This window comes from Alloyangia pacifica, from assembly GCF_900116195.1.
Classification (GTDB): domain Bacteria; phylum Pseudomonadota; class Alphaproteobacteria; order Rhodobacterales; family Rhodobacteraceae; genus Salipiger; species Salipiger pacificus.
On sequence record NZ_FOZW01000014.1, the window covers coordinates 79238 to 104445 of the forward strand.

23 protein-coding genes are annotated in these 25208 nt (G+C 68.9%); 8 read left to right on the plus strand and 15 right to left on the minus strand.

Annotated features, from left to right (window positions below; genetic code table 11):
- Positions 1 to 7 precede the first annotated feature (7 nt).
- Together BM397_RS24160 and BM397_RS24165 are read left to right on the plus strand one after the other, a co-directional pair.
- Positions 8 to 1018, plus strand: a complete 1011-nt coding sequence (locus tag BM397_RS24160; RefSeq protein WP_176806857.1) for a hypothetical protein — start codon at positions 8 to 10, stop codon at positions 1016 to 1018.
- The gene (locus BM397_RS24165) at positions 996 to 2411 is read left to right on the plus strand and encodes an FAD-binding oxidoreductase (protein ID WP_092429682.1); all 1416 of its coding nucleotides are present in this window, start codon (positions 996 to 998) and stop codon (positions 2409 to 2411) included. The genes BM397_RS24160 and BM397_RS24165 overlap by 23 nt, the downstream gene beginning before the upstream one ends.
- 48 nt (positions 2412 to 2459) lie before the next feature.
- Here BM397_RS24165 and BM397_RS24170 read toward each other — a convergent pair whose 3' ends face one another.
- The 6 genes from BM397_RS24170 to truA form a co-directional block, all read right to left on the minus strand.
- Positions 2460 to 2789, minus strand: coding sequence for a GYD domain-containing protein (locus BM397_RS24170; RefSeq protein WP_092429684.1), 330 nt, complete (start codon positions 2787 to 2789; stop codon positions 2460 to 2462).
- Between the two features lie 134 nt (positions 2790 to 2923).
- Positions 2924 to 3340 (minus strand): hypothetical protein, encoded by a 417-nt coding sequence (locus BM397_RS24175; RefSeq protein WP_092429686.1) that lies wholly within the window; start codon positions 3338 to 3340, stop codon positions 2924 to 2926.
- Positions 3341 to 3542: 202 nt separating this feature from the next.
- Positions 3543 to 4943, minus strand: a complete 1401-nt coding sequence (gene gnd / locus BM397_RS24180) for an NADP-dependent phosphogluconate dehydrogenase (RefSeq protein WP_092429688.1) — start codon at positions 4941 to 4943, stop codon at positions 3543 to 3545.
- Positions 4944 to 5173: 230 nt separating this feature from the next.
- Complete coding sequence (gene argF / locus BM397_RS24185) at positions 5174 to 6100, minus strand: ornithine carbamoyltransferase (protein ID WP_092429690.1); 927 nt, start codon at positions 6098 to 6100, stop codon at positions 5174 to 5176.
- A gap of 93 nt (positions 6101 to 6193) precedes the next feature.
- Positions 6194 to 7372 (minus strand): aspartate aminotransferase family protein, encoded by a 1179-nt coding sequence (locus BM397_RS24190; protein WP_092429692.1) that lies wholly within the window; start codon positions 7370 to 7372, stop codon positions 6194 to 6196.
- Positions 7373 to 7578: 206 nt separating this feature from the next.
- Positions 7579 to 8349: a tRNA pseudouridine(38-40) synthase TruA gene (gene truA / locus BM397_RS24195; protein WP_092429798.1), complete on the minus strand. Its 771-nt coding sequence runs from the start codon at positions 8347 to 8349 to the stop codon at positions 7579 to 7581.
- Positions 8350 to 8594: 245 nt separating this feature from the next.
- Here truA and BM397_RS24200 point away from each other — a divergent pair, with 245 nt between their 5' ends.
- The 4 genes from BM397_RS24200 (at position 8595) to BM397_RS24215 (ending at position 12358) form a co-directional block, all read left to right on the plus strand.
- Positions 8595 to 10022, plus strand: coding sequence for a YcjX family GTP-binding protein (locus BM397_RS24200; protein ID WP_092429694.1), 1428 nt, complete (start codon positions 8595 to 8597; stop codon positions 10020 to 10022).
- A complete protein-coding gene (locus BM397_RS24205) occupies positions 10019 to 10501 on the plus strand; it encodes a GNAT family N-acetyltransferase (protein WP_092429696.1) in 483 nt (160 codons plus the stop codon). Before BM397_RS24200 ends, BM397_RS24205 begins: the two co-directional genes overlap by 4 nt.
- Positions 10498 to 11532 (plus strand): YcjF family protein, encoded by a 1035-nt coding sequence (locus BM397_RS24210; protein ID WP_092429698.1) that lies wholly within the window; start codon positions 10498 to 10500, stop codon positions 11530 to 11532. Before BM397_RS24205 ends, BM397_RS24210 begins: the two co-directional genes overlap by 4 nt.
- A gap of 85 nt (positions 11533 to 11617) precedes the next feature.
- Positions 11618 to 12358, plus strand: coding sequence for a VIT1/CCC1 transporter family protein (locus BM397_RS24215; protein WP_092429700.1), 741 nt, complete (start codon positions 11618 to 11620; stop codon positions 12356 to 12358).
- Between the two features lie 190 nt (positions 12359 to 12548).
- Here BM397_RS24215 and BM397_RS24220 read toward each other — a convergent pair whose 3' ends face one another.
- On the minus strand, positions 12549 to 12842 hold the full coding sequence (locus BM397_RS24220; protein ID WP_092429702.1) for a hypothetical protein: 294 nt from the start codon (positions 12840 to 12842) through the stop codon (positions 12549 to 12551).
- Between the two features lie 442 nt (positions 12843 to 13284).
- On the opposite strand from BM397_RS24220, the gene ileS reads away from it, so the two are divergent.
- The gene (ileS, locus tag BM397_RS24225) at positions 13285 to 16263 is read left to right on the plus strand and encodes an isoleucine--tRNA ligase (protein ID WP_092429704.1); all 2979 of its coding nucleotides are present in this window, start codon (positions 13285 to 13287) and stop codon (positions 16261 to 16263) included.
- 147 nt (positions 16264 to 16410) lie between these two features.
- Here the strand turns inward: ileS and BM397_RS24230 are convergent, their stop codons facing one another.
- The 3 genes from BM397_RS24230 to BM397_RS24240 all read right to left on the minus strand — a co-directional run bounded on the left by BM397_RS24230 (position 16411) and on the right by BM397_RS24240 (position 18373).
- Positions 16411 to 17022, minus strand: coding sequence for a hypothetical protein (locus tag BM397_RS24230; protein WP_245696210.1), 612 nt, complete (start codon positions 17020 to 17022; stop codon positions 16411 to 16413).
- Between the two features lie 243 nt (positions 17023 to 17265).
- The gene (locus tag BM397_RS24235) at positions 17266 to 17787 is read right to left on the minus strand and encodes an acyloxyacyl hydrolase (protein ID WP_092429706.1); all 522 of its coding nucleotides are present in this window, start codon (positions 17785 to 17787) and stop codon (positions 17266 to 17268) included.
- A 130-nt stretch (positions 17788 to 17917) separates the two neighbouring features.
- Positions 17918 to 18373: a low molecular weight protein-tyrosine-phosphatase gene (locus tag BM397_RS24240; RefSeq protein ID WP_092429708.1), complete on the minus strand. Its 456-nt coding sequence runs from the start codon at positions 18371 to 18373 to the stop codon at positions 17918 to 17920.
- A 74-nt stretch (positions 18374 to 18447) separates the two neighbouring features.
- On the opposite strand from BM397_RS24240, the gene BM397_RS24245 reads away from it, so the two are divergent.
- Positions 18448 to 19158: an NAD-dependent deacylase gene (locus BM397_RS24245; protein WP_092429710.1), complete on the plus strand. Its 711-nt coding sequence runs from the start codon at positions 18448 to 18450 to the stop codon at positions 19156 to 19158.
- A gap of 3 nt (positions 19159 to 19161) precedes the next feature.
- Here the strand turns inward: BM397_RS24245 and BM397_RS24250 are convergent, their stop codons facing one another.
- From BM397_RS24250 to BM397_RS24270, 5 genes are all read right to left on the minus strand, one after another.
- Positions 19162 to 19593: a copper chaperone PCu(A)C gene (locus tag BM397_RS24250; RefSeq protein WP_092429712.1), complete on the minus strand. Its 432-nt coding sequence runs from the start codon at positions 19591 to 19593 to the stop codon at positions 19162 to 19164.
- Positions 19594 to 19795: 202 nt separating this feature from the next.
- The gene (rpmB, locus tag BM397_RS24255) at positions 19796 to 20086 is read right to left on the minus strand and encodes a 50S ribosomal protein L28 (protein WP_092429714.1); all 291 of its coding nucleotides are present in this window, start codon (positions 20084 to 20086) and stop codon (positions 19796 to 19798) included.
- 117 nt (positions 20087 to 20203) lie between these two features.
- Positions 20204 to 21199 (minus strand): methylmalonyl Co-A mutase-associated GTPase MeaB, encoded by a 996-nt coding sequence (gene meaB / locus BM397_RS24260; protein ID WP_092429716.1) that lies wholly within the window; start codon positions 21197 to 21199, stop codon positions 20204 to 20206.
- 230 nt (positions 21200 to 21429) lie between these two features.
- Positions 21430 to 23871: an ATP-dependent helicase HrpB gene (gene hrpB / locus BM397_RS24265; protein ID WP_092429718.1), complete on the minus strand. Its 2442-nt coding sequence runs from the start codon at positions 23869 to 23871 to the stop codon at positions 21430 to 21432.
- Between the two features lie 135 nt (positions 23872 to 24006).
- A complete protein-coding gene (locus BM397_RS24270) occupies positions 24007 to 24801 on the minus strand; it encodes a lytic transglycosylase domain-containing protein (RefSeq protein WP_092429802.1) in 795 nt (264 codons plus the stop codon).
- Positions 24802 to 25208 lie beyond the last annotated feature (407 nt).

Below are 25208 nucleotides of genomic sequence, written 5' to 3' on the forward strand. Positions count from 1 at the left end.
GCACCCGATGAGCCTCCTTCCCTTCCTTGCGCGGCATGCCCGCTGGATGATGCTGGCCGGCCTCGCCTTCGGCATCGCCGTGCCGCAGGTCACGCAATTCGTGCGCCCCTGGCTTTCCGAACTGGTCGCCCTCATGCTCTTCACCGCGGCGCTGCGCATCGGGCCGCGCGCCGCACTCGGCGCGGTTCACCAGCTGCGCGGCACGCTCGGTGCGCTGCTGGTCTTCCAGTTGCTCTGCCCACTGGCGCTTGTCGCGCTGGCCGCCGCCTTCGGCCTGCTGGAAAGCCCGGCGGCGCTGGCGCTGATCCTGCTGATGGCCGCGGCACCGCTGGCCAGCAGCCCGAACCTGACGCTGATGGTCGGCGGCGATCCCGGCCCGGCGCTGCGCATGCTGATCCTCGGCATGCTGATCCTGCCCGCCACCACGCTGCCGGTCTTTGCCCTGCTGCCCACGCTCGGCGGCGCGGCGGGCATCCTCGGCGCCGCGCTGAAGCTCCTGCTGGTGATCGTCGCCGCCACCGGTCTCGCCTTTGCCCTGCGCCCTGCCCTTCTGCCACGCCCCGCGTCCGGGGCCATAGCGCAGCTCGACGGCGCCTCGGCGCTGCTGATGACCACCATCGTGCTCGCCCTCACCTCCGAGATCCGTCCCGCCCTGCTGGAGCGCCCGGCCGAATTGCTGGGGTGGATGGTGCTGGCCTTTGCCGCCAACCTTGGCCCGCAGGTGCTGACCCTCTGGCTGCGCGCACGCGGCGGCCGGAGCGACGCGCTGGAGGCGCTCGCGATGATCGCCGGCAACCGCAACATCGGGCTCTTCCTCGTCGCCCTGCCGACGCCGGTGACCGACCCGCTGCTGCTGTTCATCGGCTGCTACCAGGTGCCCATGTTCCTGACGCCGCTTCTGATGACGCCGCTCTACCGCCGCGCCCGCAGCCGCGCCGCCGGGGTTGGCTTCGCCGATCAGCAAGGTATCACGGGCGCAGAGAACGGAGACCGCAATGCCCCTCAATCCCGCCGATGACGCCTTTGCCGAAGCCCTGAGCCGCGCGCTGCCCGAGGGCAGGCTGCGCCGCGCCGAGCCGCGCTACCTCGAAGAGCCGCGCGGCCGCTGGCAGGGCATCTCGGGCTGGGTGGCGCTGCCGCGCACCGTCGAGGAGGTCTCGGCCATCGTCCGCGCCTGCAACGACGCCCGTGTCGGCCTGCTGCCCTATGGCGGCGGTACAGGGCTCGTCGGCGGGCAGATTGCCCCCGAGGGCCCCGCCCCGCTGATCCTCTCGCTCGAACGCATGTCGGCGATCCGCGCCATCTACCCCGAGGAGAACGTGCTGGTCGCCGAGGCCGGCGCGGTGCTGGCCGACGTGCAGGCCGCCGCGCTGGAGGCAAACCGCCTCTTCCCGCTGTCGCTGGCCTCCGAGGGCACGGCGCGGATCGGCGGGCTGCTTTCGACCAACGCCGGCGGGGTCAACGTGCTGCGCTACGGAAATGCCCGCGAGCAGGTGCTCGGTCTCGAGGCCGTGCTGCCCGACGGCACGGTCTGGCACGGGCTGAAACGGCTGCGCAAGGACAACACCGGCTACGACCTGCGCGGGCTGCTGCTGGGGGCCGAGGGCACGCTCGGGGTGATCACCGCCGCCGCGCTGAAACTCTCGCCGGTGCCCGCGGCAACCGGCACCGCGCTGCTGGCGGTGCAGAGCCCCGCCGCCGCGCTGTCGTTGCTGGCGCTCGCGCGCGAGCAACTCGGCGAGATGGTCAGCGCCTTCGAACTGATCGGCCGCATGGGCTTCGACTTCCTTGCCGAGGCGCTGCCCGAGGTGCGCCAGCCCTTCGCCGAGACCCCCGCCTGGTGCGTGCTCGTCGAATTGGGCCTCGCCCAGGGCATGGACCCCGAGGCGGCGCTGGCGGCTCTCTTCACCGCCGGCATGGAGGCCGGACTGGTCAACGACGGGCTGCTCGCCCAGTCCGAGGCGCAGGCGCAGCAGTTCTGGGAGATCCGAGAACGCATCCCCGAGGCCAACCGCGCCATCGGCGCCATCGCCAGCCATGATGTCTCGCTGCCGCTGAGCGCCCTGCCCGAATTCATCGAGACCGGGCTGGCGCGACTGGCGCAGGTCGGCGATTTCCGGGTGAACTGCTTCGGCCACCTCGGCGACGGCAACCTGCACTACAATGTCTTCCCGCCGAAGGGACGGAAGAAGCAGGAGTATCTCGATGTGCGCGCCGATGTGCAGCGCTGCGTCCATGACCTCGTCAACGAAATGGGCGGGTCTGTCAGCGCCGAGCACGGTATCGGACGGCTGAAGGTGCCAGACCTCGAGCGTTACTCGGACCCCGCCAAATTGGCAGCGATGCGGTCGATCAAGGCGGCACTCGACCCCGCGGGGATCATGAACCCCGGCGCGGTGATCCGGGGCTGACACCCGGACCAAGGCCAGCGGGGCGGCACCGGGCCGCCCCGGCCAGTATCACGCAGGCGACTTGTAGGCCTGCGCCGCCTTGCCGGCCCGCTTCTGCATGTCCATCAATTCCTCTGCCGAGAAAGCCCGGACGGTCTGGATATTGCTCACCATGCCCGAGGCCCCGACGCCCATCAGGCTGGCCAGCAGGTCATGCACGTCGGACGTCTCGACGATCACCATCCAGTCGGTCGCGCCGGTGGTGGCGTAATAGGCCAGCATTTTGCCGCCCGATGCCTCGACCACGGAACGCGCGCCCTCGGCGCGGTCACTGGGATTGGCGATCATGCCCTTCAAGGCCGCCGCCGTGTAGCACCCCGTCACTATGAATGTCGGCATAACGAGTCCTCCCGGGTAGGATCCTCGGGTCGTCCTCTGCACCACGCAGGCCGGTCCGGCCCGCATCCTCCCGGGTAGCAGGATACCACAGCCCGTTTCTCGGGAAGTGACCGGAAGCGTGTCAGCTCAGGGGATCAGCCGCAGGACCGGCTGCCGGTACGGGCCGCGCGTTCCGAGCGGATCAGCTCGAGTTCGTTCTCGACCACGGTGCCGGACTGGACCGCCGCCTCGACGGTGACATCGTCCCGCGCGTTGCGCTCTCGCAGGACCCGCGCCGCATCCATGGTTCGCCCTGCGTTGCGCAGTAGGACGACCCGTTGCAGCTCGGTGGCGCTGGTGCTGCCGCCCATCCCCGCCTCGACCTGATCCAGCGCCGCGAGCGCCGCGTCGTGCTGGCAGGCGACGGCAAACTCGGTAACTTCAGCCGAGACCGCGGCACCCTCCGGTGCCGACACGGGCGGCGCGGAATGGGTGCAGGCCGCCAGCAGCAGCGGACCAAGCGCAAGCGCGACCGGAGCAGCCGTGAGCCGGGACAGGAGGGGCGCGATCATGGTCTGTTCCTTCCGAGAGGGCGTTTCGCGGGCCGCGTCGAACGGACATCCGTGACGACACATCTAGGATGCTGCGCGTCTTCCGCAACCAACACAAGGCCGTGGCACCCGTCGCCCTATGCCCCGGAGAAGCGGGGGGCCGCGTCGCCGTGCCCGCCTTTTCCTCCGCTCGCCCCCCTCGGCCCTTCAGCCCCTCAGCCCCTCAGCCCCACCAGGGCCCGTGATGCGCGTCCTTGCCGTCCACCCGGTCGAAGCCGTGCCGTCCGAAGAAATCCCGCTGCGCCTGGATCAGCGCGGCGGTCCCGCGCGGCTGGCGCAGCGTGTCCCAGAAGGCCAGCGCCGAGCTCAGCACCGGCAGCGGGTAACCCGCCGCGATGGCCTCCGACACCAGCCTCCGCAGCGCCGGGATGCCGCGCTCGAGCACCGGCGCAAAGCGCGGTGCGAGGAACAGTTGCCCCTCGGGCGCCCCCTCGCGGAAGGCGGCGGAGATGTCGTCCAGTAGCCGCGCCCGGATGATGCAGCCGGCGCGCCAGATCTCGGCGATGCGCGCAAAGTCGAGCTGCCAGTCGTATTCCTCCGAGGCCGCGGCGAGGATGCGGAAGCCCTGCGAATACTCGAGGATACGCGCCGCCAGCAGCGCCGCTTCCAGCTCCTCGACGTCGGGCGTGACCCCGGCGCGGTCCGCGCCAAGCGCCGCGCCGGCCACCTCGCGCAGCGCCTTCTCCGCCGACCAGGCCCGCGCCGCCACCGCGCCCTCGATCATCGTCGCGGACTGGCCCAGCTTCACCGCCTCGATGGCGGTCCAGCGGCCGGTGCCCTTCTGCCCGGCGCGATCAAGGATGGCATCGACCATCGGCCCCTTGCCCAGCGGGTCGTCGTAGGACAGCACCTTGCCGGTGATCTCGAAGAGGTAGCTCTCGAGCGGCCCATCGTTCCAGCGCGCGAACTGCGCGCCGATCTCGGAGGGCAAGAGCCCGGCGCCGTGCCGCAGCAGGTCGTAGACCTCGGCGATCATCTGCATGTCTGCATATTCGATGCCGTTGTGCACGGTCTTCACGAAATGCCCGGCGCCGTCGGGGCCCATGCGGTCGGCGCAGGGCGCGCCCTCGAATTGCGCGGCGATCTTCGACAGGATCGGCTGCAGGCCGGTCCAGCTTTCCTCCGAGCCGCCGAACATCATCGACGGGCCGTGCCGCGCGCCGTCCTCGCCGCCCGAGACCCCGAGGCCGACGAAATGCAGCCCGTGTTCGGCGAGCTTCGCGCTGCGCGCCCGGGTCGCGTGGAAATCGGCGTTGCCGGCGTCGATCACGGTGTCGCCTTCGGCGAGCAACGGGATCACCTGCTCGAGAAACGCGTCCATCGGCGCCGTCGAGGGGATCATTGCCAGCAGCAGCCGCGGCGTCGGCAGCGCGTCGATCAGCGCCTCCAGAGTGTCCAGCGCGGTGACGTGGTGCGCGAAAGGTTCGGCGCGGGTCATGAACTCCGCAATCGGCCCCGCGCTGCGGTTCGACACCGCGATCTCGATGCCGTTGTCGGCCATGTTGAGCGCCAGCGCGGCCCCCATCGTGCCCAATCCGTAAATGCCGATCTGCGGGTCTGCCATGGATGCCTCCTGTGAATGTGCCGCGGAAGGTAGCGATAACATCGCGAGAGGCAAGCCTGCGTCGCCCGCCCTGCCGCGCACAACCGCTGTGCAGCGCTCGCGCGTCCGGCGCGGCTCGACCTAAACGACAAAAGCCGGACGCTGCCGCCCGGCTTCTTCTCTTTCCAAATATGCCGGGGGAGTCCGCCGTCAGGCGGGCGGGGGCAGCGCCCCCCTTCCCGACCGGAGTATCAGGCGCCGAGGCACCAGCGCATGATCGCCTTCTGCGCGTGCAGCCGGTTCTCGGCCTCGTCCCAGATCACCGACTGCGGCCCGTCCATCACCTCCGAGGTGACTTCCTCACCGCGGTGCGCCGGCAGGCAGTGCATGAAGAGCGCGTCCTTGCCCGCGGCTTCCATAAGCGTCTCGTTCACCTGGTAGGGGCGCAGCATGTTGTGGCGGCGCTCCTTGGCGCTCTGCGCGTCATGCATCGACACCCAGGTGTCGGCGACCACGAGGTCCGCGCCTTCCACGGCCTTGAACGGGTCGCGCTCGATGGTGATGCTGGCACCCTCGTTGCGCGCCAGCCCGACGAATTCCATCTCGGGATCGAGCTGCACCGGGCCCGTGAAGGTCAGGTCGAAGCCGAACCGTCCGGCGGCATGCAGGAAGGACGAGCAGACGTTGTTGCCGTCGCCGCACCAGACCACCTTCTTGCCCTTGATCGGGCCGCGGTGCTCCTCGAAAGTGAGGATGTCGGCCATGATCTGGCAGGGGTGCGTGCGATCGGTAAGGCCGTTGATCACCGGTACGGTGGCGAACTCGGCCATCTCGGTCAGCACCGCCTCGTCGAAGGTGCGGATCATGATCATGTCGACGAAGCGCGACAGCACCCGGGCGGTGTCGGCGATGGTCTCGCCGTGGCCGAGCTGCATGTCGTTGCCCGAGAGCACCATGGTCTGCCCGCCCATCTGGCGCACGCCGACGTCGAAAGAGACGCGGGTCCGGGTCGAGGGCTTCTCGAAGATCAGCGCGACCATGCGCCCGTCGAGCGGGGTCTCGTCGTCGGCCATGGCCTTGGGGCGGCCATTGCGGCGATCCTTGATCGCCTTGGCGCTGTCGATGATCCCCCGCAGGTCCGCCGGGTCGGTTTTGTGAATGTCGAGAAAATGGTTCATCTGTCGGGACTTCTTGTTGAGCCGGGGATGGGGGCGCTGCCCCCGCCCGCGCGGCGCGCGGGCTCCCCCGGGATATTTGTGTCTAGACGAAGGTCAGGCTGCCGCCTCCAGCGCCGAGGCGGTGGCGTCGAGGCGGCTGACGGCCTCGGCAATCTCTTCCTCGGTGATGGTCAGCGCCGGCAGCAGGCGCACGACATTGTCCGCCGCGGGCACGGTGATCACCAGCTTGTCGTAGCCGGCCTTGACGAAGTCCGCCGGGGCGATCTTCATCTTGAGGCCGATCATCAGTCCCTGGCCGCGCACCGCCTCAAAGATCTCCGGATGCGCCGCGACGAGGCCCTCGAGCTTCTGGTTCAGCAGACCGGCCTTGCGGCTCACCTCATCGAGGAACCCCTCCTCGGTCAGCACATCCATCATCGCGCCGCCGACGGCGCAGCCGAGCGGGTTGCCACCATAGGTCGAGCCATGGGTGCCCACGGTCATGCCGGAGGCGGCCTCCTCGGTGGCCAGCACCGCGCCGAGCGGGAAGCCGCCGCCGATGCCCTTGGCGACCATCATGATGTCGGGGGTGATGCCGGCGAACTCATGGGCGAAGAGACGCCCGGTCCGGCCCATGCCGCATTGCACCTCGTCGAGGATCAGCAGGATATCCTTGTCGTCGCAGAGCTTGCGCAGCGCCTTAAGCTGGTCGTCGGGCAGCGGGCGGATGCCGCCCTCGCCCTGGATCGGCTCGATCAGGATCGCGCCGGTGTGTTCGTCGATGGCCGCCTCGAGCGCGTCCATGTCACCGAAGGGCAGATGCTTGAACCCGGGCAGGATCGGACCGAAGCCCTTGACCATCTTCTCGCTGCCCGCCGCGGCGATGCCCGCCGAGGAGCGGCCGTGGAACGAGCCGGTGAAGGCGATGATGTCGGTCTTCTCGGGAGCGCCCTTCTCGTACCAGTACTTGCGCGCCATCTTCACGGCGAGCTCGCAGCTCTCGGTGCCCGAGTTGGTGAAGAAAACGGTGTCGGCGAAACTCGCGGCCACCAGCTTGTCGGCCAGCGCCTGCTGCTGCGGGATCTCGTAGAGGTTCGAGACGTGCCAGAGCTTGTTCGCCTGCTCGGTGAGCGCGGCCACCAGCACCGGATTCGCGTGGCCGAGCGCGTTCACCGCGATGCCGCTGCCGAGGTCGAGGAATCGGCGCCCGTCCTCCTCGATCAGCCAGCAGCCTTCACCCTTCACGAAGTGAAGCGGTGCGCGCGAATAGGTCGGCAGGACGGAGGGGATCATGGGGTCTTCCTCTGCGATGAGGCCCGATTGGTGCCAAGGGCCCGGGGCCAAGTCAAGATTTCAAAGGGGGAGTCTGACGGACAAACGAAAAGGCGCGCCCGGATTGGGCACGGAAGGAGGAGCTCAGGCTCGTCGGATTCGGATCGCTTGCGTCATGCGCAGGCTATTGCCGGGTTTCCCCGCGTAAATCAAGCACCTTGCGCGGATCATCCGGCAAATGGGTCGTCCGGGTAGCCAACCCCCATGAGGTAAAGCCCGTCCGGCGGGCAGACCGGGCCACAGGCGGCGCGGTCGGCGGCCTCCAGCGCGGCCTTCACGTCCGAGGCCGCCCAGCTGCCCGCGCCGACCCGCTCCAGCGTGCCGACGATCGAGCGCACCTGGTTGTGCAGGAAGCTGCGCGCGCGCAGGTGGAAGTGGTACTCGGTGCCCGCGCCGGTCTCGACCTGCTCGATGCGGCATTCGTCCAGCGTCTTCACCGGCGAGGCGGCCTGGCACATGGTCGAGCGGAAGGTGGTGAAGTCGTGCAACCCGATCAGATGCGCCGCGCCCTCGCGCATCGCTTCCAGCGAGAGCGGGTTCATCACCCGCCAGACCTGTCCCTTTTCCAGCGTCGAGGGCGCGCGCCGCACCAGCACCCGGAAGAGATAGCGCCGCTCCATGGCCGAGAACCGCGCGTGCCAGTCATCGGCGACGGCAGCGCAGGCACGGATCGCCACCGGTTCTGGCTTGAGGTGGAAGTTCAGCGCCTCGCCCAGCCGGAACGGGTCCCAGACCTTCTCCATGTCGCAATGCGCCACCTGCCCCCGTGCGTGCACCCCCGCGTCGGTGCGCCCGGCGGCGGCGATGGTGTGTTCGCGCTTCTCGAGCTTGCCAAGCGCAGCCTCGATCGCCCCCTGTACCGAGGGTTGATCCGCCTGACGCTGCCAGCCCGCGAAGGGCCCGCCGTCATATTCCACCAAAAGCGCGTATCTGGGCATGTCCGCCCCATAGCCCGCCGCCGCGCGCCCATCAATCCCCGTGACCCGCCGCATCTTCCACATGGGAAAAATATCTCGGGGGTGAGGCGTGCAGCGCCGAGGGGGCAGCGCCCCCTGGCACGAGGCGTGCCGCGGCAGCGCCGGCGGAGGACGAACGCGGCGCCTTGACCTTGCGGTCCACCGCCACTGGCAACCCGGCACCTGCGCCGCTATCTCTAGGGAAACGCAGAACGAGGGACGCCGTCTTGGTCATCGGAACCATCGCCGACACGCTCACCCGCGGTGTCGGAAACGTCACCGACACGTTGTCGGAAACCTTCTTCGAGCCGGTCGTGCGCATCGGCGTGACCGGGCTGTCGCGCGCGGGCAAGACCGTCTTCATCACCTCGCTGGTGGCCAACCTGCTCGACCGGGGGCGGATGCCGCAGCTCGCCGCCGAGGCGGAGGCGCGCATTCTCACCGCCTACCTGCAGCCACAGCCCGACGACACCGTGGCCCGCTTCGACTACGAGAGCCACCTCGCCGCGCTCACCGCGCGCGAGCCGCGCTGGCCCGACAGCACGCGCGCCGTCTCGGAGCTGCGGCTCTCGCTCAAGGTGCGCCCTACCGGGCTGCTGGCGGGGCTGCAGGGGCCGCGGACGGTGCATCTCGACATCGTCGATTACCCCGGCGAGTGGCTGCTCGACCTCGGCCTGCTGGAGCAGAGCTACGAGCACTGGACCGAAAAGACGCTAAAGCGCCTGCCGCAGCGGCCGGGATCCGAGCCCTTCCTGACAATGCTCGGCGGGATCGACCCCAACGAGGAGTTCACCGAGCCCAAGGCGAAAGCGCTTGCCGAGACCTTTACCGAGGCGCTGCAGACCGCGCGCGAGGCGGGTTTCTCGGACTGCACCCCCGGGCGTTTCCTGCTGCCCGGCGAGAAAGCCGGCAGCCCCGCGCTGACCTTCGCGCCCATGCCGAAGCCGGAAAATCCCGCCCGCCGGGGCCTCTGGCGCGAGATGGACCGGCGTTTCGAGGCCTACAAGTCGCAGATCGTGAAGCCTTTCTTCCGCGATCACTTCTCGCGCATCGACCGGCAGATCGTGCTGGTGGACGCGCTTGGCGCGATCCACGCCGGTCCGCCCGCTCTGGACGACCTGCGGCGCACCATGGCGGGCATCCTCAAGGCGTTCCGCCCCGGCTCCAACGCCTGGCTGACGCAGCTGCTGCGTGGGCGGCGGGTGGAGAAGATCCTCTTCGCGGCCACCAAGGCCGACCACCTGCACCACACCCAGCACCAGCGGCTGACCGCAATCATGGAGGCGCTGACCCGCGAAGCGCGCGACCGCGCGCGCTTTGCCGGGGCCGAGACCGCGGCCATGTCGATCGCGGCACTGCGCGCCACGGTGGAGCAGACGCTGCCGCACAACGGCAGCGAGCTCGACTGCGTGCGCGGCACCCTGCTGAACCCCGATGGCTCGCGTGGGAAGCAGGCGGCCTTCTACCCCGGCGCGCTGCCCGAGGACCCGGCGCACCTGCTGACCCCGGCGCGCGAGGGCGCGGCAGGATGGCTCGACGCGGACTACGAGATCATGCGCTTCGCCCCGGCCCCGCTGACGCTGAAACCCGGCGAGGGCCCGCCGCACATCCGCCTCGACCGCGCCGCGCAGTTTCTCGTGGGGGACCGGCTGTGAGCCCGCTGCTGCGCCCCGCCCGCTCCACCGATGCCGGCAGCCTCGGCGAGATGATCACCCGCGCGGTGGAGGCCCGCGACTGGAAGCCGGTGCTGCACAGCGCCGCGGAGGACATCGCCCACGCCGGCACGATGATCGAGCGGGGATGGGTCACCGTGGCCGAGGACGGCCCGGGGGCGGTGGTGGGTTTTCTCGCCCGGGAGGGCAGCTACGTGCACGCGCTCTTTGTCGCGCCGGGCGCACAGGGGCGTGGCGTCGGCCGTACCCTGCTGGAAGATGCCCAGCGCCGCGCAGCCCGGCTGGAGCTCTGGACCTTTGTCGCCAACGCCCGCGCGCGGCGCTTCTACGAGCGCGCAGGCTTCGCCGTGACCCGACGCGGCGATGGCTCTGCCAACGAAGAAGGCCTGCCGGATCTTTTCTACGTCTGGGAGGCCCCCGACATCGGGTCCGTCCCCCGCAGCATGGAGGCCCGCGCATGAGCGACCTGCCCCCTGGTGGCCCCCGCAAGCAGGGTCCGATCCTCTTCGATCTCGACGAGACGCAGCCCACGGTGACCCCTTCTGAGGCACCGCCGGTGCCCGAGCCTGACCTGCCCGGCCTGCAAGGACAGGCGATGACCACCGCCGCGGCGCTGGCCGCGCGCCGCCCGTCGAAGCTGGCGCGCTGGTTCTGGGCACTGGCAGGCACGCTGATCTCGGCGCTGATCTCCATTGCCGCGTGGCGCTTCGCCACCGACCTTATCGCCTCGGTGCCGCTGCTCGGCCTTGCCGTGTCGGTGCTGATGGGACTGGTGGTGCTGGTCGGGTTGGCCATCGTGGTCAAGGAGCTTGCCGCCATGTCGCGGCTGGCCAAGGTCGACGCATTGCACCGCGCCGCCGATGCGGCGCTGGCCGCCGAGGACCTCAAGGCCGCGCGCAAGGTGGTCGATCAGCTTTCCTCGCTCTACGCCGGGCGCGAGGACACCCGCTGGGGCCGCGAACGGCTGAAGGAACGCGGCGCCGAGGTCTTCGATGCCTCGGGGCTGATCGGACTTGCCGAGAATGAGCTTCTGGCCCCGCTCGATACCGCCGCCCGACGCGAGGTCGAGGCCTCGGCGCGGCAAGTGGCGACGGTCACCGCGCTGGTGCCGCTGGCCTTGGCCGACGTCGTCGCGGCGCTCTCGTCCAACCTGCGGATGATCCGCCGCATCGCCGAGATCTATGGCGGGCGCTCCGGCACGCTGGGCAGCTGGCGGCTGACGCGGGCGGTGATGTCCCACCTTGTCGCCACCGGCGCGGTCGCGGTGGGCGATGACATGCTCGAGCCGGTGCTCGGCGGCGGCATCCTCGGCAAGCTCTCGCGCCGCTTCGGCGAGGGGCTGGTCAACGGCGCGCTGACTGCGCGCGTGGGCGTGGCCGCGATCGAGGTCTGCCGCCCCCTGCCCTTCACTCGTCGCAGGCGCCCGTCGGTACGCGAGATCATCCGCACGGCGCTGGCCGGTTTCGTGCTCAAGGACAGCGGCAAGGGCTGAGACCTGAGCGGCGCGCATTTGATCCGGGACAAGGCGCAGGCGGCGCGGCAAAGTCAGACTCGTGCCGTCTGCAGGAGCCAGCCCGATGACCCGACAGCCCGACAGCCGCAGCAAGCCGAGCCGAACCGCCCCGGATACCAGATCGCCCGAAAAGGGACTCCCGGCGCAGGACGGCCACGGGTGCCTGCGCGACATCGTTTATGGCGCAATGGACGGTTCGGTCACCACCTTCGCGATCGTCGCCGGGGTGGCCGGCGCGGAGCTGTCGCCCTTCATCATCCTCGCGCTCGGGTTTGCGAACGTGCTGGCCGACGGCTTCTCGATGGCGGCGGGCAACTACGCGGGCACAAAGGCGGAACTCGACGACCTGCACCGGCTGCAGAGGCTCGAACATGCGAGAATCAAGGCCGAGCCCGCGGCTGCCCTTCGCGACCTGCGCGCGCAGCTGGCGCGCCAGGGCCTGTCGGGCGAGGTTCTCGAGGCCGCGACCGCACAGATCGCCGCCGATCCCGGGCATTGGGGACGCCAGTTGCTGGCCGGCGACCACGGCCTGTCGGACATCGATCCGCAGCCGATGCGCGCCGCGCTTGCCACTTTCGCGGCCTTCCTCGCCGCGGGACTGGTGCCGCTGCTGCCCTTCGTGCTGTCGCTGGAGAACGCCCTCGGCACGGCCACGGTACTGACCATGGCCAGTTTCTTCGGCATCGGCGCCTACAAGAGCCGCTGGTCACTGACGCCCTGGTGGCGTTCGGGGCTGGAAACGGTGGCCATCGGCGGCGTGGCTGCCGGCCTGGCCTTCGCCGTCGGACGGCTCTTCACCCTGTGAGCGCGACCGCGCCACCCTGCAGCGGGACCCGCGCAAAATGGAAGGCCAGTGCCGCAGAGGAGTTTTCGGAGCGGCACTGGCCCTGGGTGCCCTTCAACACAGGGCTGTTCTTGGGAGGAAACCCTCGCCTGGACCTTCCGTGAGTGGTAGCTGGTCCCAGTTTCCCGACGAGGGGTACAAGGCCCCGGCCCTAATTGACCGGCGCAGGTCGAGGCACAGCGGTTTCGGTCCCGCCGCTCTGCCCCGTCACGGAGCCATGGGCTCCGCTGCCTGAAGTGGCGGGGGACTCACCAACCCCACCGACCCTCAGGGTACCGATCCCGACCACGAAGCCGAGAAACACAAGAACGGCCATCAGCAGGCCGCCGGTCAGCGTTCCGGCGCCGCCCGCCAGGCGCCCTTCCGCCAAATCCATCTGCGGCTCTGACCGCAAGGTCGGGCCGTAAGAGCCGCCATTGGGCAGCCCGGTGTCACGATAGGCCATAACGCCTCCACGAGTTCGAAGTGCGCGCGCCGGATACCGTTGAGTGATGGGAGGAGCGCGGCATTTGGAGACAAATGCACGGATATCCATGCAAGGTCGCGAACAATCCCGCGGCGGCGCGGTTTCCGGCGTGCTGCCGCCACATCCCGCGATCCGGTTGGCGCATCCCCGCCGCCGGTTCGGAAAACCGGCGGCGCTGCGCCGTTTTCGAAAGCGCACGAGGGGGAATTCCGCGCATTGCCGCAGCGGCAGGCACCCCGTCGCAACCACTGGACCATCACGAGTCGGATGCCTATAAGGCGCCCATGATGCCCCGCCATGCGATCATCATTCGAATTACATGCCCGGCGCTCTGATCAATAGAGCCGCCGGGACAAGGCGTATGGACCGCCGCGCCGACCTTTCTCAGACATCTCCGACATAACTTCCGGGACCGCAGAACATGTGCGCCGACACCACCACCCAGACGCCTGACTACAAGGACACGCTGAACCTTCCGAAGACCGAGTTCCCGATGCGCGCGGGCCTGCCCAAGCGCGAGCCCGAGTGGCTGGAGCGTTGGGCGAAGATCGGCGTCTACGACCGCCTCCGCGACAAGGCCGAAGACGGCAGCCGCACCCCCTTCACGCTGCACGACGGCCCGCCCTATGCCAACGGCCACCTGCACATCGGCCACGCGCTGAACAAGACGATCAAGGACATGATCGTCCGCTCGCACCAGATGATGGGCCACGATGCGCGCTACGTGCCGGGCTGGGACTGCCACGGCCTTCCGATCGAGTGGAAGATCGAGGAGCAGTACCGCAAGAAGGGCAAGAACAAGGACGAGGTTCCGGTCATCGACTTCCGGCAGGAATGCCGCAAGTTCGCCGAGGGCTGGGTCGACATCCAGCGCGAGGAGTTCAAGCGCCTCGGAATCACCGGCAACTGGGACGATCCCTATCTCACCATGGCGTTCCACGCCGAGCGGGTGATCGCGGAGGAATTCCAGAAGTTCCTGATGAACGGCACGCTCTACCAGGGCTCGAAGCCGGTCATGTGGTCGCCGGTCGAGAAGACCGCGCTGGCCGAAGCCGAGATCGAGTACCACGACCACAAGTCGCACACGATCTGGGTGCCTTTCGAAGTTGCTCACGTCGATCGCACTATTTACGGGAACGGTGACGCGTTCGGAGGCGAGCAAGCGCGCGTTTCCGACACCGAGCTGATGAAAGCCCGCGTGGTGATCTGGACCACCACCCCCTGGACCATCCCCTCGAACAAGGCCGTCGCCTTCAACCCCGCCATCGAATACGGCCTCTACGAGGTCACCGCGACCCCCGAGGAGTGCTGGTGCTCGGTCGGCGATCTCTACGTCGTGGCCGACAAGCTGGCAGGCGACGTGTTCAAGGCCGCCCGCCTCGAGCCCGAGATGGTCTCGCGCAAGCGCGGCGTCTCGGCGGACGAGCTGTCGAGCCTCACCCTTGCCCACCCCTTCGCCGGCGTGGACGGCGCGGATGGCTTCTGGGACTACGAGGTGCCGATGATCGACGGCGAGCACGTGACCGACGACGCGGGCACGGGCTTTGTCCACACCGCGCCCAGCCACGGTGCCGACGACTACGAATGCTTCGTCAAGCGCAACTGGATCGACCGGATGACCCACAACGTCGGCGAGGACTCCGAGTTCCTGCCGCATGTGCCGTTCTTCGCCGGGCTGACCGTGTTTGACCACAAGGGCAAGGAAGGCAAGGCCAACACCGCCGTGATCGCCAAGCTGGTCGAGGCTGGCGGCATCATCGCGCGCGGCCGCGTGACCCACTCCTACCCGCACAGCTGGCGCTCCAAAGCGCCGGTGATCTTCCGCAACACGCCGCAGTGGTTCGCCGCCATCGACCGCGATGTGAACGACGGGCAGGACGAGAACGGCAAGACCATCCGCGACCGTGCCCTCACCTGCATCGATCAGGTGAAATGGACGCCGCAATCGGGCCGCAACCGTCTCTTCTCGATGATGGAAGCCCGCCCGGACTGGGTGCTCTCGCGCCAGCGCGCCTGGGGCGTGCCGCTGACCTGCTTCACCAAGAAGGGCGCGCTGCCGACCGACGAGGGCTTCCTGCTGAAGGACCCGGCGGTCAACGCGCGCATCTGCGAGGCCTTCGAGATCGAGGGCGCCGATTGCTGGTACGCCGATGGTGCCAAGGAGCGCTTCCTCGGCGAGGGCTACAACGCCGACGAGTGGGAGCAGGTCTACGACGTGCTCGACGTGTGGTTCGATTCCGGCTCGACCCATGCCTTCGTGCTGCGCGACCGCGCCGATGGTACCAAGGACGGCATCGCCGACGTCTACATGGAGGGCACCGACCAGCACCGCGGCTGGTTCCACAGCTCGCTGCTGCAGTCGGTCGGCACCACCGGTCACGCGCCCTATCGCAACGTGGTCACCCATGGCTTCACGCTGGACGAGAAGGGCAACAAGATGTCCAAGTCGCTCGGCAACACCATCGTGCCGGACGAGGTGATCAAGCAGTACGGTGCCGACATCCTGCGTCTCTGGGTGGCCCAGACCGACTACACCGCCGACCAGCGGATCGGGCCGGAGATCCTCAAGGGCGTGGCCGACAGCTACCGCCGCCTGCGCAACACGATGCGCTTCATGCTGGGTGCGCTCGGCCACTTCGAGGAGAGCGACCGGGTCGAGGCGGCAGACATGCCCGAGCTCGAGCGCTGGGTGCTGCACCGTATGGCCGAACTGGATGAAGTCGTGCGCGAGGGTTACCGCGCCTATGACTTCCAGCATGTGTTCCAGCAGGTCTTCACCTTCTGCACCGTAGATCTGTCGGCGTTCTACTTCGACATCCGCAAGGATGCGCTCTACTGCGACGGCGACACCGCCCGCCGCAAGGCCGCGCGCACGGTCATGGACCTGCTGTTCCACCGGCTGACCACCTGGCTCGCGCCGGTGCTGCCCTTCACCATGGAAGACGTCTGGCTGGACCGCTTCCCGGGTGAGCAAAGCTCGGTGCACCTGCAGGACTTCCCCGCCACGCCGGCAGAGTGGCGCAACGCCACCCTGGCCGCGAAGTGGGGCAAGGTGCGCCTCGCCCGCCGCGCGGTCACCGCGGCGCTGGAAATCCAGCGCACCGAGAAGGTCATCGGCGCGTCGCTCGAAGCCTTCCCGGTGGTGCACGTCGAGGACGCGGAGATGCTGGAGGCGCTGAAGACCGTCGCCTTCGAGGACATCTGCATCACCTCGGGCATCGCGCTGACCGCCGATCCGGCCCCGGCCGAGGCCTTCCGCATGGCCGACGTGCCGAATGTCGGCGTGGTCTTCGAAAAGGCCGAGGGCGAGAAGTGCCAGCGCTGCTGGAAGATCCTGCCCGACGTCGGCACGCACGATCATGCCGCCACCTGCGCCCGCTGCGACGCGGCCCTGGGGTAAGCGAAACGCCCTTGCCCGACGCTGCTGCGGCGGCACGGGCCAGGGGGTGCGAATGTGAGCAACAATGAAGGGCCGGGGTGGCAATGCCCCGGCCCTTCTGCATCCGTCCCATCGCGCGAGCCGCGCCGCCGGAGAGATCAGGAGAGATCAGTTCCCGGCGCGGCGCATCATCATCTCGTGCACCGCCTGCATGCCGCGCGCCGCCATGTCAGAGACCTCGGCGGCGTGGAGATGCAGGGCCTCGACCATCTCGGGATCGTCCGAGGTCTGGGTGACGGTGATGCCGGCATCCGTCACCTCGATCTGCGTGTCGATCGCCTCGGGACGAGCGAAGAAGATGTCGAGCGTCGGGCTCTGGATGAACACCTGCGGATCGTCGCCCGCCTCGACCCGCCCGATCATCCCGGTCACATGGCTGATCAGCACGTCCATGACCTCGGGGTCGGAAGAGCGGGTTACCGTGCGGATACCGGCCGGCAGGTTGGTCACCTCGCGCGAGAAGCTGCGGAAGTTGCGGAACATGACGGCAAGCTCGGCACTCTCTTCGGGGGTCGCATCGAGGCCGCGCAGGCCCGGCATGGTCACCTCGTCATGGCCGGTGCCATCGGCGCCATGGCCATGCATCATCATGCCCTGCGCTCCGCCATGTCCCTGCATCTGCGCCGCGGCGGTGCCGCCGACGGCCAGCGTCAATGCGCCAAGGGCGAGGCCCCGGAAAACTGGGCCGGCGGCGCGGCGGCGGCTCGGAACTGGCGGCATGGGCGGTCTCCCTGGGATGTCCGATGATGATACGACACTTTGGCAAAGGGTCCAAAGGAGACATGCAGCCTGACGAATTTGTCAGGGGCCGGCCAAGTGGTCGCAGATGGCCTCGCGCCCAGCGTCCGCACCGCGCCCACGGCGTCCGGCCCCGGCCCGGCGGGCGGTAGCGGCGCGGAATCTGCCGCGAAAACAAAAGGGCGCCCGCGTGGGGCGCCCTTGAACCGGTACGAGAGGCAACGCTCAGCGCGTCGGGATGCTGACCCGCAACTGCACGGTTTCGAGGCCGGGGTTCTCGTCGTAGATGTCCCAGTTCGAGCGGTGGTCATAGCTCAGGCCGACGCGCCAGCCGCGGCTGGTCTCATAGCCCAGTTCAATGCCCGAGCGGAACTCGATCGGACCACCCAGATCGAAGCCGTCATTGTTGAAATAGAGGCCCGGCATGGCGTGCAGCTCGGCGTAGAACGGGCTGTAGCCGATGTTGGTGCCATAGGTCGCGCCGTATCCGACCCAGCCCTCGCCGTCCTGGCTCACCGAAAGGCCCATCGTCTGGCCGAAGGGGCCGAACTTGCGACCAAGATCATAGCGCAGATAGGCTTCGCCCTTGGCCTCCGCCTCGCGATCAACCCAAGTGCCCGCGGAGAAGGCCACGCGCGGTCGGGTCTCGTTGGGGCCGAGGCAGCCATCCGCCGTGCCGCAGTAGTTCATTCCCATGTCGGTGAGGCCACCGATCAGCATCAGTACCGCGAAGGTTCCGTTTGCCATTCTGCTCTCCTGTCTGCCCCGGCGCTTGTCGCACCGTCAATGTGATGGCGCTTGCATGGCGCAGGAACGTTGCCCTGTCCAGCCGGAGCGCGGTCTCCGGCCGTGAGCGCATCCAATGCGCAACACGGGCTCAGCGCGCGAGATAGTCGATCAGCCCGTCCGCGGCGATTTCGACCAGATCGAGCGTGCCGTCGAAATCGCGCGTGTAATAGGGGTCGGGCACCTCGGTGGCGCCGGTTTCGGGTGCATATTCTGTGAACAGCGCCAGGTCCGCCCTGCCGCCCGCGGGGCGGATCGCTGCGAGATTGGCCATGTTCGCGCCGTCCATCGCCAGGATCAAATCGAAGTGATGGAAGTCCCCGGGCGAAACCTGCCGTGCGCGCAGGGCCGACAGATCGTAGCCCCGCGCCTTGGCGGCCCGCTGCATCGGGCCGTAGGGTGGCTCGCCCACGTGCCAGTCGCCGGTGCCGGCGCTGTCGATCTCGAGGTCCAGCCCCCGCGCCCCGGCCTTCGCGCGCAGCACCCCCTCGGCAGAGGGGGACCGGCAGATATTGCCCAGACAGACAAAGAGGATACGGTAGGTCATGCGGGTCTCCTTTGGGCCCGTGATACCCCGAAAGCCGGCGGCAGACAAAGCCCCGGCGCAAGCCAGGAGGCCGCATGGCAGCGCAGCGCGACACCGCAGGCAAAATCGTGATCCTTACCGGGGCGGGTATCTCCGCCGAAAGCGGTCTCGGGACCTTCCGCGACGAGGGCGGACTCTGGGCGCAGCACCGCATCGAGGACGTGGCCACGCCCGAGGGATTCGCCCGCAACCCGAGACTCGTGCATGATTTCTACAACGCGCGCCGCGCGCAGGCCGCCGAGGCCGCGCCCAATGCCGCTCATACGGCGCTGGCCCGACTGCAGGCGGACTATCCCGGCGAGGTGATCCTCGTCACGCAGAACGTCGACGGGCTGCACGAGATGGCCGGGGCGCGCGCGATCCACATGCACGGCGCGCTGGAGGGCGCGCTCTGCGCCGCCTGCGGCGCGCGTTGGCAGGCACCGCCGGTCATGTGCCCCGACGATCCCTGCCCGAAATGCACCCGCCCCGCGACCCGCCCTGATATCGTCTGGTTCGGCGAGATGCCCTACTTCATGGACGAGATCGCCGCTCATCTCGAGGACTGCGAGACATTCGCCGCCATCGGCACCTCGGGACAGGTCTACCCGGCAGCGGGCTTCGTGCAGGAGGCCGCCTATGCCGGCGCCCACACCGTCGAGCTGAACCTCAACGACAGCGACACCTCACGCAGTTTCGCCGAGCATCGCGTCGGCCCGGCGAGCCGCATCGTCCCGCAATGGGTCGACGAACTTCTGACCCGCTGAAACTCAACGTTCAAGGTCGACCGGCACCTCGAGTCGCATCTCCCCCGCCTGCTCGAAGGTCAGGACGAGGCTCACCGTCGCCCCCTGCTCCAGAGACCGCGTCAGGCCCATGAGCATCACGTGATCCCCGCCCTGCGCGAAGGCATGGCTGCCGCCGGCGGGAATCACCACGCCCTGCGCGTGACCCGTCATCTTCATCACCCCGCCCGCACTCTCAGAGCTGCCGTGCAGCATGGTCTTGGCCGCGATTTCCGACTCGGCGGCGAGCAGGCGGTCGTCCTCCGGCCCGTCGTTGTGCAGCACCATGTAGATCGCTCCGGTCGGAGCCGAGGGCATGGCGGCGCGCGCGTAGGCCTCCGAAACGGTGATCTCCGCACGGGCGATTCCCGCTGTGGACAGGCTCAGCACGAGGGCCGTGGCAATCTTCAGGTTCATTCTCAGCAGTCCTCCCCAAGTGAACGCGATACCTGGGAATTCGTGGACCATCCACAGCGGTGCCGCAAGGGCATGACGTGGGGATAACCGGTGGGGAATTTCCGCGCTTCAGCGCGCCTTGATTGAAGTAATGATTTGAAAACAAACAAAAACAGCCCCGGAGCAGGCTGCTCCGGGGCTGTGGAAATCTCTGTGGGCAGGATCAGGCCTGAGCGGCCTGTGCCTTCGCGATTTCTTTCTTCACTTTCAGGGCATTGGCGCTGAGTTCGACGTCCTTCGCCTTGGCGAGGAACTTGTCGAGGCCACCACGGTGGTCGACCGAACGCAGGGCCGAAGCCGAGATGCGGAGTTTGACGCCGCGGCCGAGGGTCTCGGACTGCAGGGTCACATCATTCAGGTTCGGCAGAAAGCGACGCTTGGTCTTGTTGTTGGCGTGGCTCACGTTGTGGCCCGTCATCGGGCCTTTGCCGGTCAGTTCGCATACGCGCGACATTGGGTCCATTCCTTCATGTCTCGGGGCGAAAGCGGGCCTTCCGCCAATATCAAAGGGCGCCGCTTTCACAGCGCCCGGAATCTGGTCGGGCTTCTCTAGCTCCAAGCCCCATCGGCGTCAAGAGCCCTTCCCGGCAAAGCCCCGCAGATAGGTCTGCAGGATCTCCTCGGCCGCGCGGGCCGGGCTGAGATCGCCCTGCTCGACGCGCTGCGCCAGTGCCGCCATGGCGCCTCTGACCGGCTCCTGGCGCAGCCGCGCCAGCAGCCCCTCACGCACCTCGGCCTCGAACCAGTGCCGCGCCTGCTCGGACCGGCGGGCGTCGAACTGCCCCGCCTCGCGCCGCCAGCCGACCAGCGCCAGCATCTCCTGCCAGGCCTTCGCCAGCCCCGCCTCCTCCAGCGCCGAGACAGTCAGCGCCTTGGGAAAGCCCTCGGGATCCTGCGGGCGCTTGCGCAGCAGCCGCAGCGCCCCGGCGTAATCGGCGCAGGTGCGGGTGGCGGCGCTCTTCAGCTCGCCATCGGCCTTGTTGACGAGGATGATGTCGGCGCTCTCCATGATGCCGCGCTTCACCCCCTGCAACTCGTCGCCGCCGGCCGGGGCCAGTAGCAGCAGGAAGAGATCGGACATGTCGGCCACCATGGTCTCGGACTGGCCGACGCCCACGGTCTCGATCAGGATGACGTCGAAACCCGCCGCCTCGCAAAGGCCGATCGCCTCGCGCGTGCGCCGCGCCACCCCGCCCAGCTGTGCCTGTGCCGGCGAGGGGCGGATGAAGGCGTTGCGGTCGCGCGACAGCCGCTCCATCCGGGTCTTGTCGCCGAGAATCGACCCGCCGGAGCGCGCCGAGGACGGATCGACCGCCAGCACCGCCACCTTCAGCCCCTGCGCGGTGAGCATCATGCCGAAGGCCTCGATAAAGGTCGACTTGCCCACGCCGGGTGTGCCTGACAGACCGATCCGCAGCCCCTCGCGCCCGCCCCCGCGCAGCCGGTCCAGAAGCGCCGTCGCCTGTTCCCGGTGATCGGCCCGGCCGCTTTCCACAAGGGTGATTGCCCGCGCCAGTGCCCGCCGCTCGCCCGCCTCGATGCGCGCCGCCAGATCCTCGATATCCATGCCACCTCGCTCCGTTTGCCCCGATTTGCGCCGCCCGCGCCGGCAATGTCCACCCGCCTGGCTTCGCCTGGACGGAAATATCCCGGGGAAGCCGCGCAGGGAGCGGCGTGGGCGGAGCCCCCTCTTTCCGACGCGGCGCCTGCGGATGGCGCCGCCGGGGGCGTTGCCCCCTCTTGGCCTGCGGCCAATTCACCCCCTGCGTATTTGGGAAGAGAAGAAGCGACGCGCAGTCACGTGCCGCGCGGCTTGGCGCGCAGCGTCGGGTCGGCCTCGCGCGGGTCCTCTGGCCAGGGGTGGCGCGGGTATTGCGCCTTCATGTCCTTGCGCACGTCAGCGTAGGAGCCGGCCCAGAAGCCAGGCAGGTCCATGGTGGTCTGCACCGGGCGCCGCGCCGGCGAGAGCAGCGTGACCCGCAGCGGCAGCTTGCCGACCATCGGGTGCGTGCGCTGGCCGAACATCTCCTGGATGCGCAGGGTGATCTCGGGGTGTTCGCCGGAATAGTCGATGGGGATCTCTCGCCCCAGTGGCGTGGTGAACTTGCCGGGCACCTTGGCATCGAGCGCCTGCATCTGCGCCCAGTCGAGCCGGGCGCGCAGCGCGGGCAGCAGGTCGAAACGTTTCCAGTCCTCGGCGCTCTTCACCCCGCCCAGGAAGGGCAGCAACCAGTCGCCGATCTCCACCATCAGCGCCTCCGGCCCCATGTCCGGCAGGTCGAGCCCGGCGGCGCGGCCGATCTCGACCCGCGCGCAGAAGCGGCGGGCGGCGTCCGAGAGCGGAATGCCGAGGTCGCGCACCCCGTCCAGCATCGCCAGCGCGACGGCTTCGGCGGGCGCATCCTTCCACTGCCGGTCGTCAAGCGCGATGACCCCGAAGCGCTCCTGCCGCCGGGCGACGACCCGGCGATCGCGCTTCGACCATTCGCAGATGTCGTGCCAGCCGATCTGATCGGCAAAGAGACCGCGCAGCTCGGACTCGGCTATGGGGATCGCCTGGCGGATGCGCGCCTCGCGCGGGTTGCCGTCGGTGTCGGTGACCACGATGAGTCGGGTCTGTGCCAACGGGTCGACCTCGTCCATCACCGCACCCTTGCCCCCCGACAGCTGGTAGCGCGGCGCATCGCCCTTGCGGCGCAGCCCGATGCGGTCGGGATAGGCGAGCCCGGCCTGCGCGGCGGGCGAGAGCCGCTCGCCCTGCCCCTGCCCGGCGGCGCGCGACAGGCGCTTGGCCTCCTGCTTGATCCGCTCGAGCGCGGCACGCGTGACCTCGAAGGGCCGGCTCTCGGTGAAACGGCGCAGATCGCGGATCGCCTCGAGTCGGTAGCCGAGATCCGAGGGCGCGCCGCGCAGCGGATCGCGCTCGGCCAGCAGGGCAGCCAGCGGCGCGGCCTCGGGGCCGGCGAGGCTGAGCATATGCGCCAGCCGCGGGTGCAGCGGCAGGCGCGCGAGCTGGCGGCCATGGGCGGTGATCCGGCCCTCGCCGTCCAGCCCCCCGAGCATCTTCAGCAAGGCCTGCGCCTCGGCAAAGGCCCCCGGGTGCGGCGCGGTGAGGAAGGGCAAGTCTTCGGGTGTCGCGCCCCAGAGCGCCAGCTCGAGCGCCAGGCCGGCGAGATCGGCGGTCTCGATCTCGGCGGGCGGGAAGGCGTGCAGCGCGCCCTCCTCGCCCTTGGTCCAGAGCTTGTAGGCGATACCCTCGGCGACGCGGCCGCCACGCCCCGCGCGCTGGGTGGCCTCGGCGCGGGTGACCTTTTCCGTCACCAGCCGCGACATGCCCGAGCCGGGGTCGAAGCGCGCACGGCGGGCGCGGCCGCCGTCGACCACGACCCGGATGTCCTCGATGGTCAGCGAGGTCTCGGCGATGGAGGTGGCCAGCACCAGCTTGCGCCCCTGCCCCTCGGGCCGGATCGCGGCGCGCTGCGCGGCAAACTCCATGGCGCCGAAGAGCGGGCGGATCGTCACGTCTTTCGGCAGGCGCGATTTCAGCAACCCCTCGGTGCGACGGATCTCGCCCTCGCCGGGCAGGAAGGCGAGGATGCCGCCCTCGGTCTCCGACGCCGCTTGCACAATGAGATCGGCCATGGCCTGCTCGAAGCGCTGGGTCTTGGGCATCGCACGCTCGAGCCAGCGCGACTCGACCGGGAAGCTGCGTCCCTCGGAGGTCACCACCGGCGCCTGCATCAGCTCGCCGACCGGGCCGGCGTCGAGCGTCGCCGACATCGCCAGCAGCATCAGGTCGTCGCGCAGGGCTCCCGCGATCTCGAGGCAGAGCGCGAGGCCGAGGTCGGCATTGAGCGAGCGCTCGTGGAACTCGTCGAAGATCACTGCGCCGACGTCCGACAGCTCGGGATCGGACTGGATCATGCGCGTGAGAATGCCCTCGGTCACCACCTCGATGCGGGTGGCCTTCGAGGTCTTGCTCTCGCCGCGGATACGGTAGCCCACGGTCTCGCCCGGGGCCTCGCCCAGCGTCTCGGCCATGCGCGTGGCGGCGGCGCGGGCGGCGAGACGGCGTGGCTCGAGCATGACGATGCGACCCTCGGTCAGCCCGGCATCGAGCATCGCCAGCGGCACCCGTGTGGTCTTGCCTGCGCCGGGCGGGGCCTGCAGCACGGCACGGCCCTGCGCGCGCAGGGCGGAGATCAGCTCGGGAAGGGCGGCGTCGATCGGCAGCTTCATGCGCGGGGTTATGCGAGATCGGCGGCGTCGCGTCGAGGGGGCAGGATCGCGCGTCGGGGCGAGGTTAGGATGGGGGCTCCGCCCCCGCCGCGCTGCGCGCGCCTCCCCCGGCGTATTTTGAAAGAGAAGAAGGCCTCAGTTGGCGGAGACCCTGAAGACGCAACCGTCGGAGATCAGCTGCGGCGGCGTCAGGCACAGGCCCTTGGCGACGCTGAAGGCGGCCAACACCTTGGGCACGTAGTCGCGGGTTTCGGCGTAGGGCGGCACGCCCTGGTACTGGGGAATGGAATTCTCGCCGGCATTGTAGCCTGCCAGCACGAGGATCGGGTCGCCGTCGAAGCGCTCCATCAGGAAGTCGAGGAAGGCGACGCCGCCGCGGATGTTCTGCACCGGGTCGAGCGCATTGGCGACGCCGAAGCGCGCGGCAGTGGCGGGCATCAGCTGCATCAGCCCCTGAGCCCCCGCCCGGCTAACCGCAGCGCTGCGCCCGCCCGATTCCACGGACATCACCGCCAGTGCGAGCGCCGGAGAAACGCGGGTGCCGACCGTCGCCTTCAGCAACTCGATGCCATAGCTCGCGGCGATGTCCTGCAATTGTTGAAGACGCGGCGCGCGCACGCCCCCGCCCTGCGGCGGATTGCCGAGCTTGAACAGCGCCGGCTCGAGTCGCCCCGGCCCCGAGGCAGAAAGCTCGGGAGAGACCGCCTGCCAGAACCAGCCATAGCTGCCCATACCCTCGGCGCGCCCCGGGGCGCTGCCCGGGCCGGGGACATCCTGCCCGTCGGCCTGCGGCAGCGGCAGGGGCTTGGGAGGCGGGGCGACGATCTGGACCGTGATGCGCTTCTTTGCGCCCGGCTTCGGCGGCGTCACGCGCTTGGCCGAGAAGTCGGGAAAGGGTGCGGGTGACTCGGCATGGGACGCACCGCCCATCGGGCCGAGCGCAAGCACCGCCGCCAGCGCGGCGACGCGGAGATAGCCATGTCGGAACGTGCCTGCGGTCACTGCTGCCTCGTTTCTCCTAAGCGGCGCCCGGATCTCTGCCCGGGTCCCCGTATCAAAGCACCGCAGCCTGCCCTTAAAGCGAATGCGCAAAGGGCACGGCCCGGCGTTTCGCGCGAGTCTCGCACAGATTGCATGATCAACCAAGATTGTTCGCGATACGCGCATGAACGCGCGTGTAACAGGCCGAAGCTGGCGCGGTTTCGCCAGAATGTCGCAAATACTTGGATTTATTTCATTCATTTTCAATGACATAAAAGATTTCTTCGGAATCCTTTCCAGACTGCAAAAACAATCCGATTGCGCCAAAGTCCCGCCTCATTCCAACGGCTTTATTG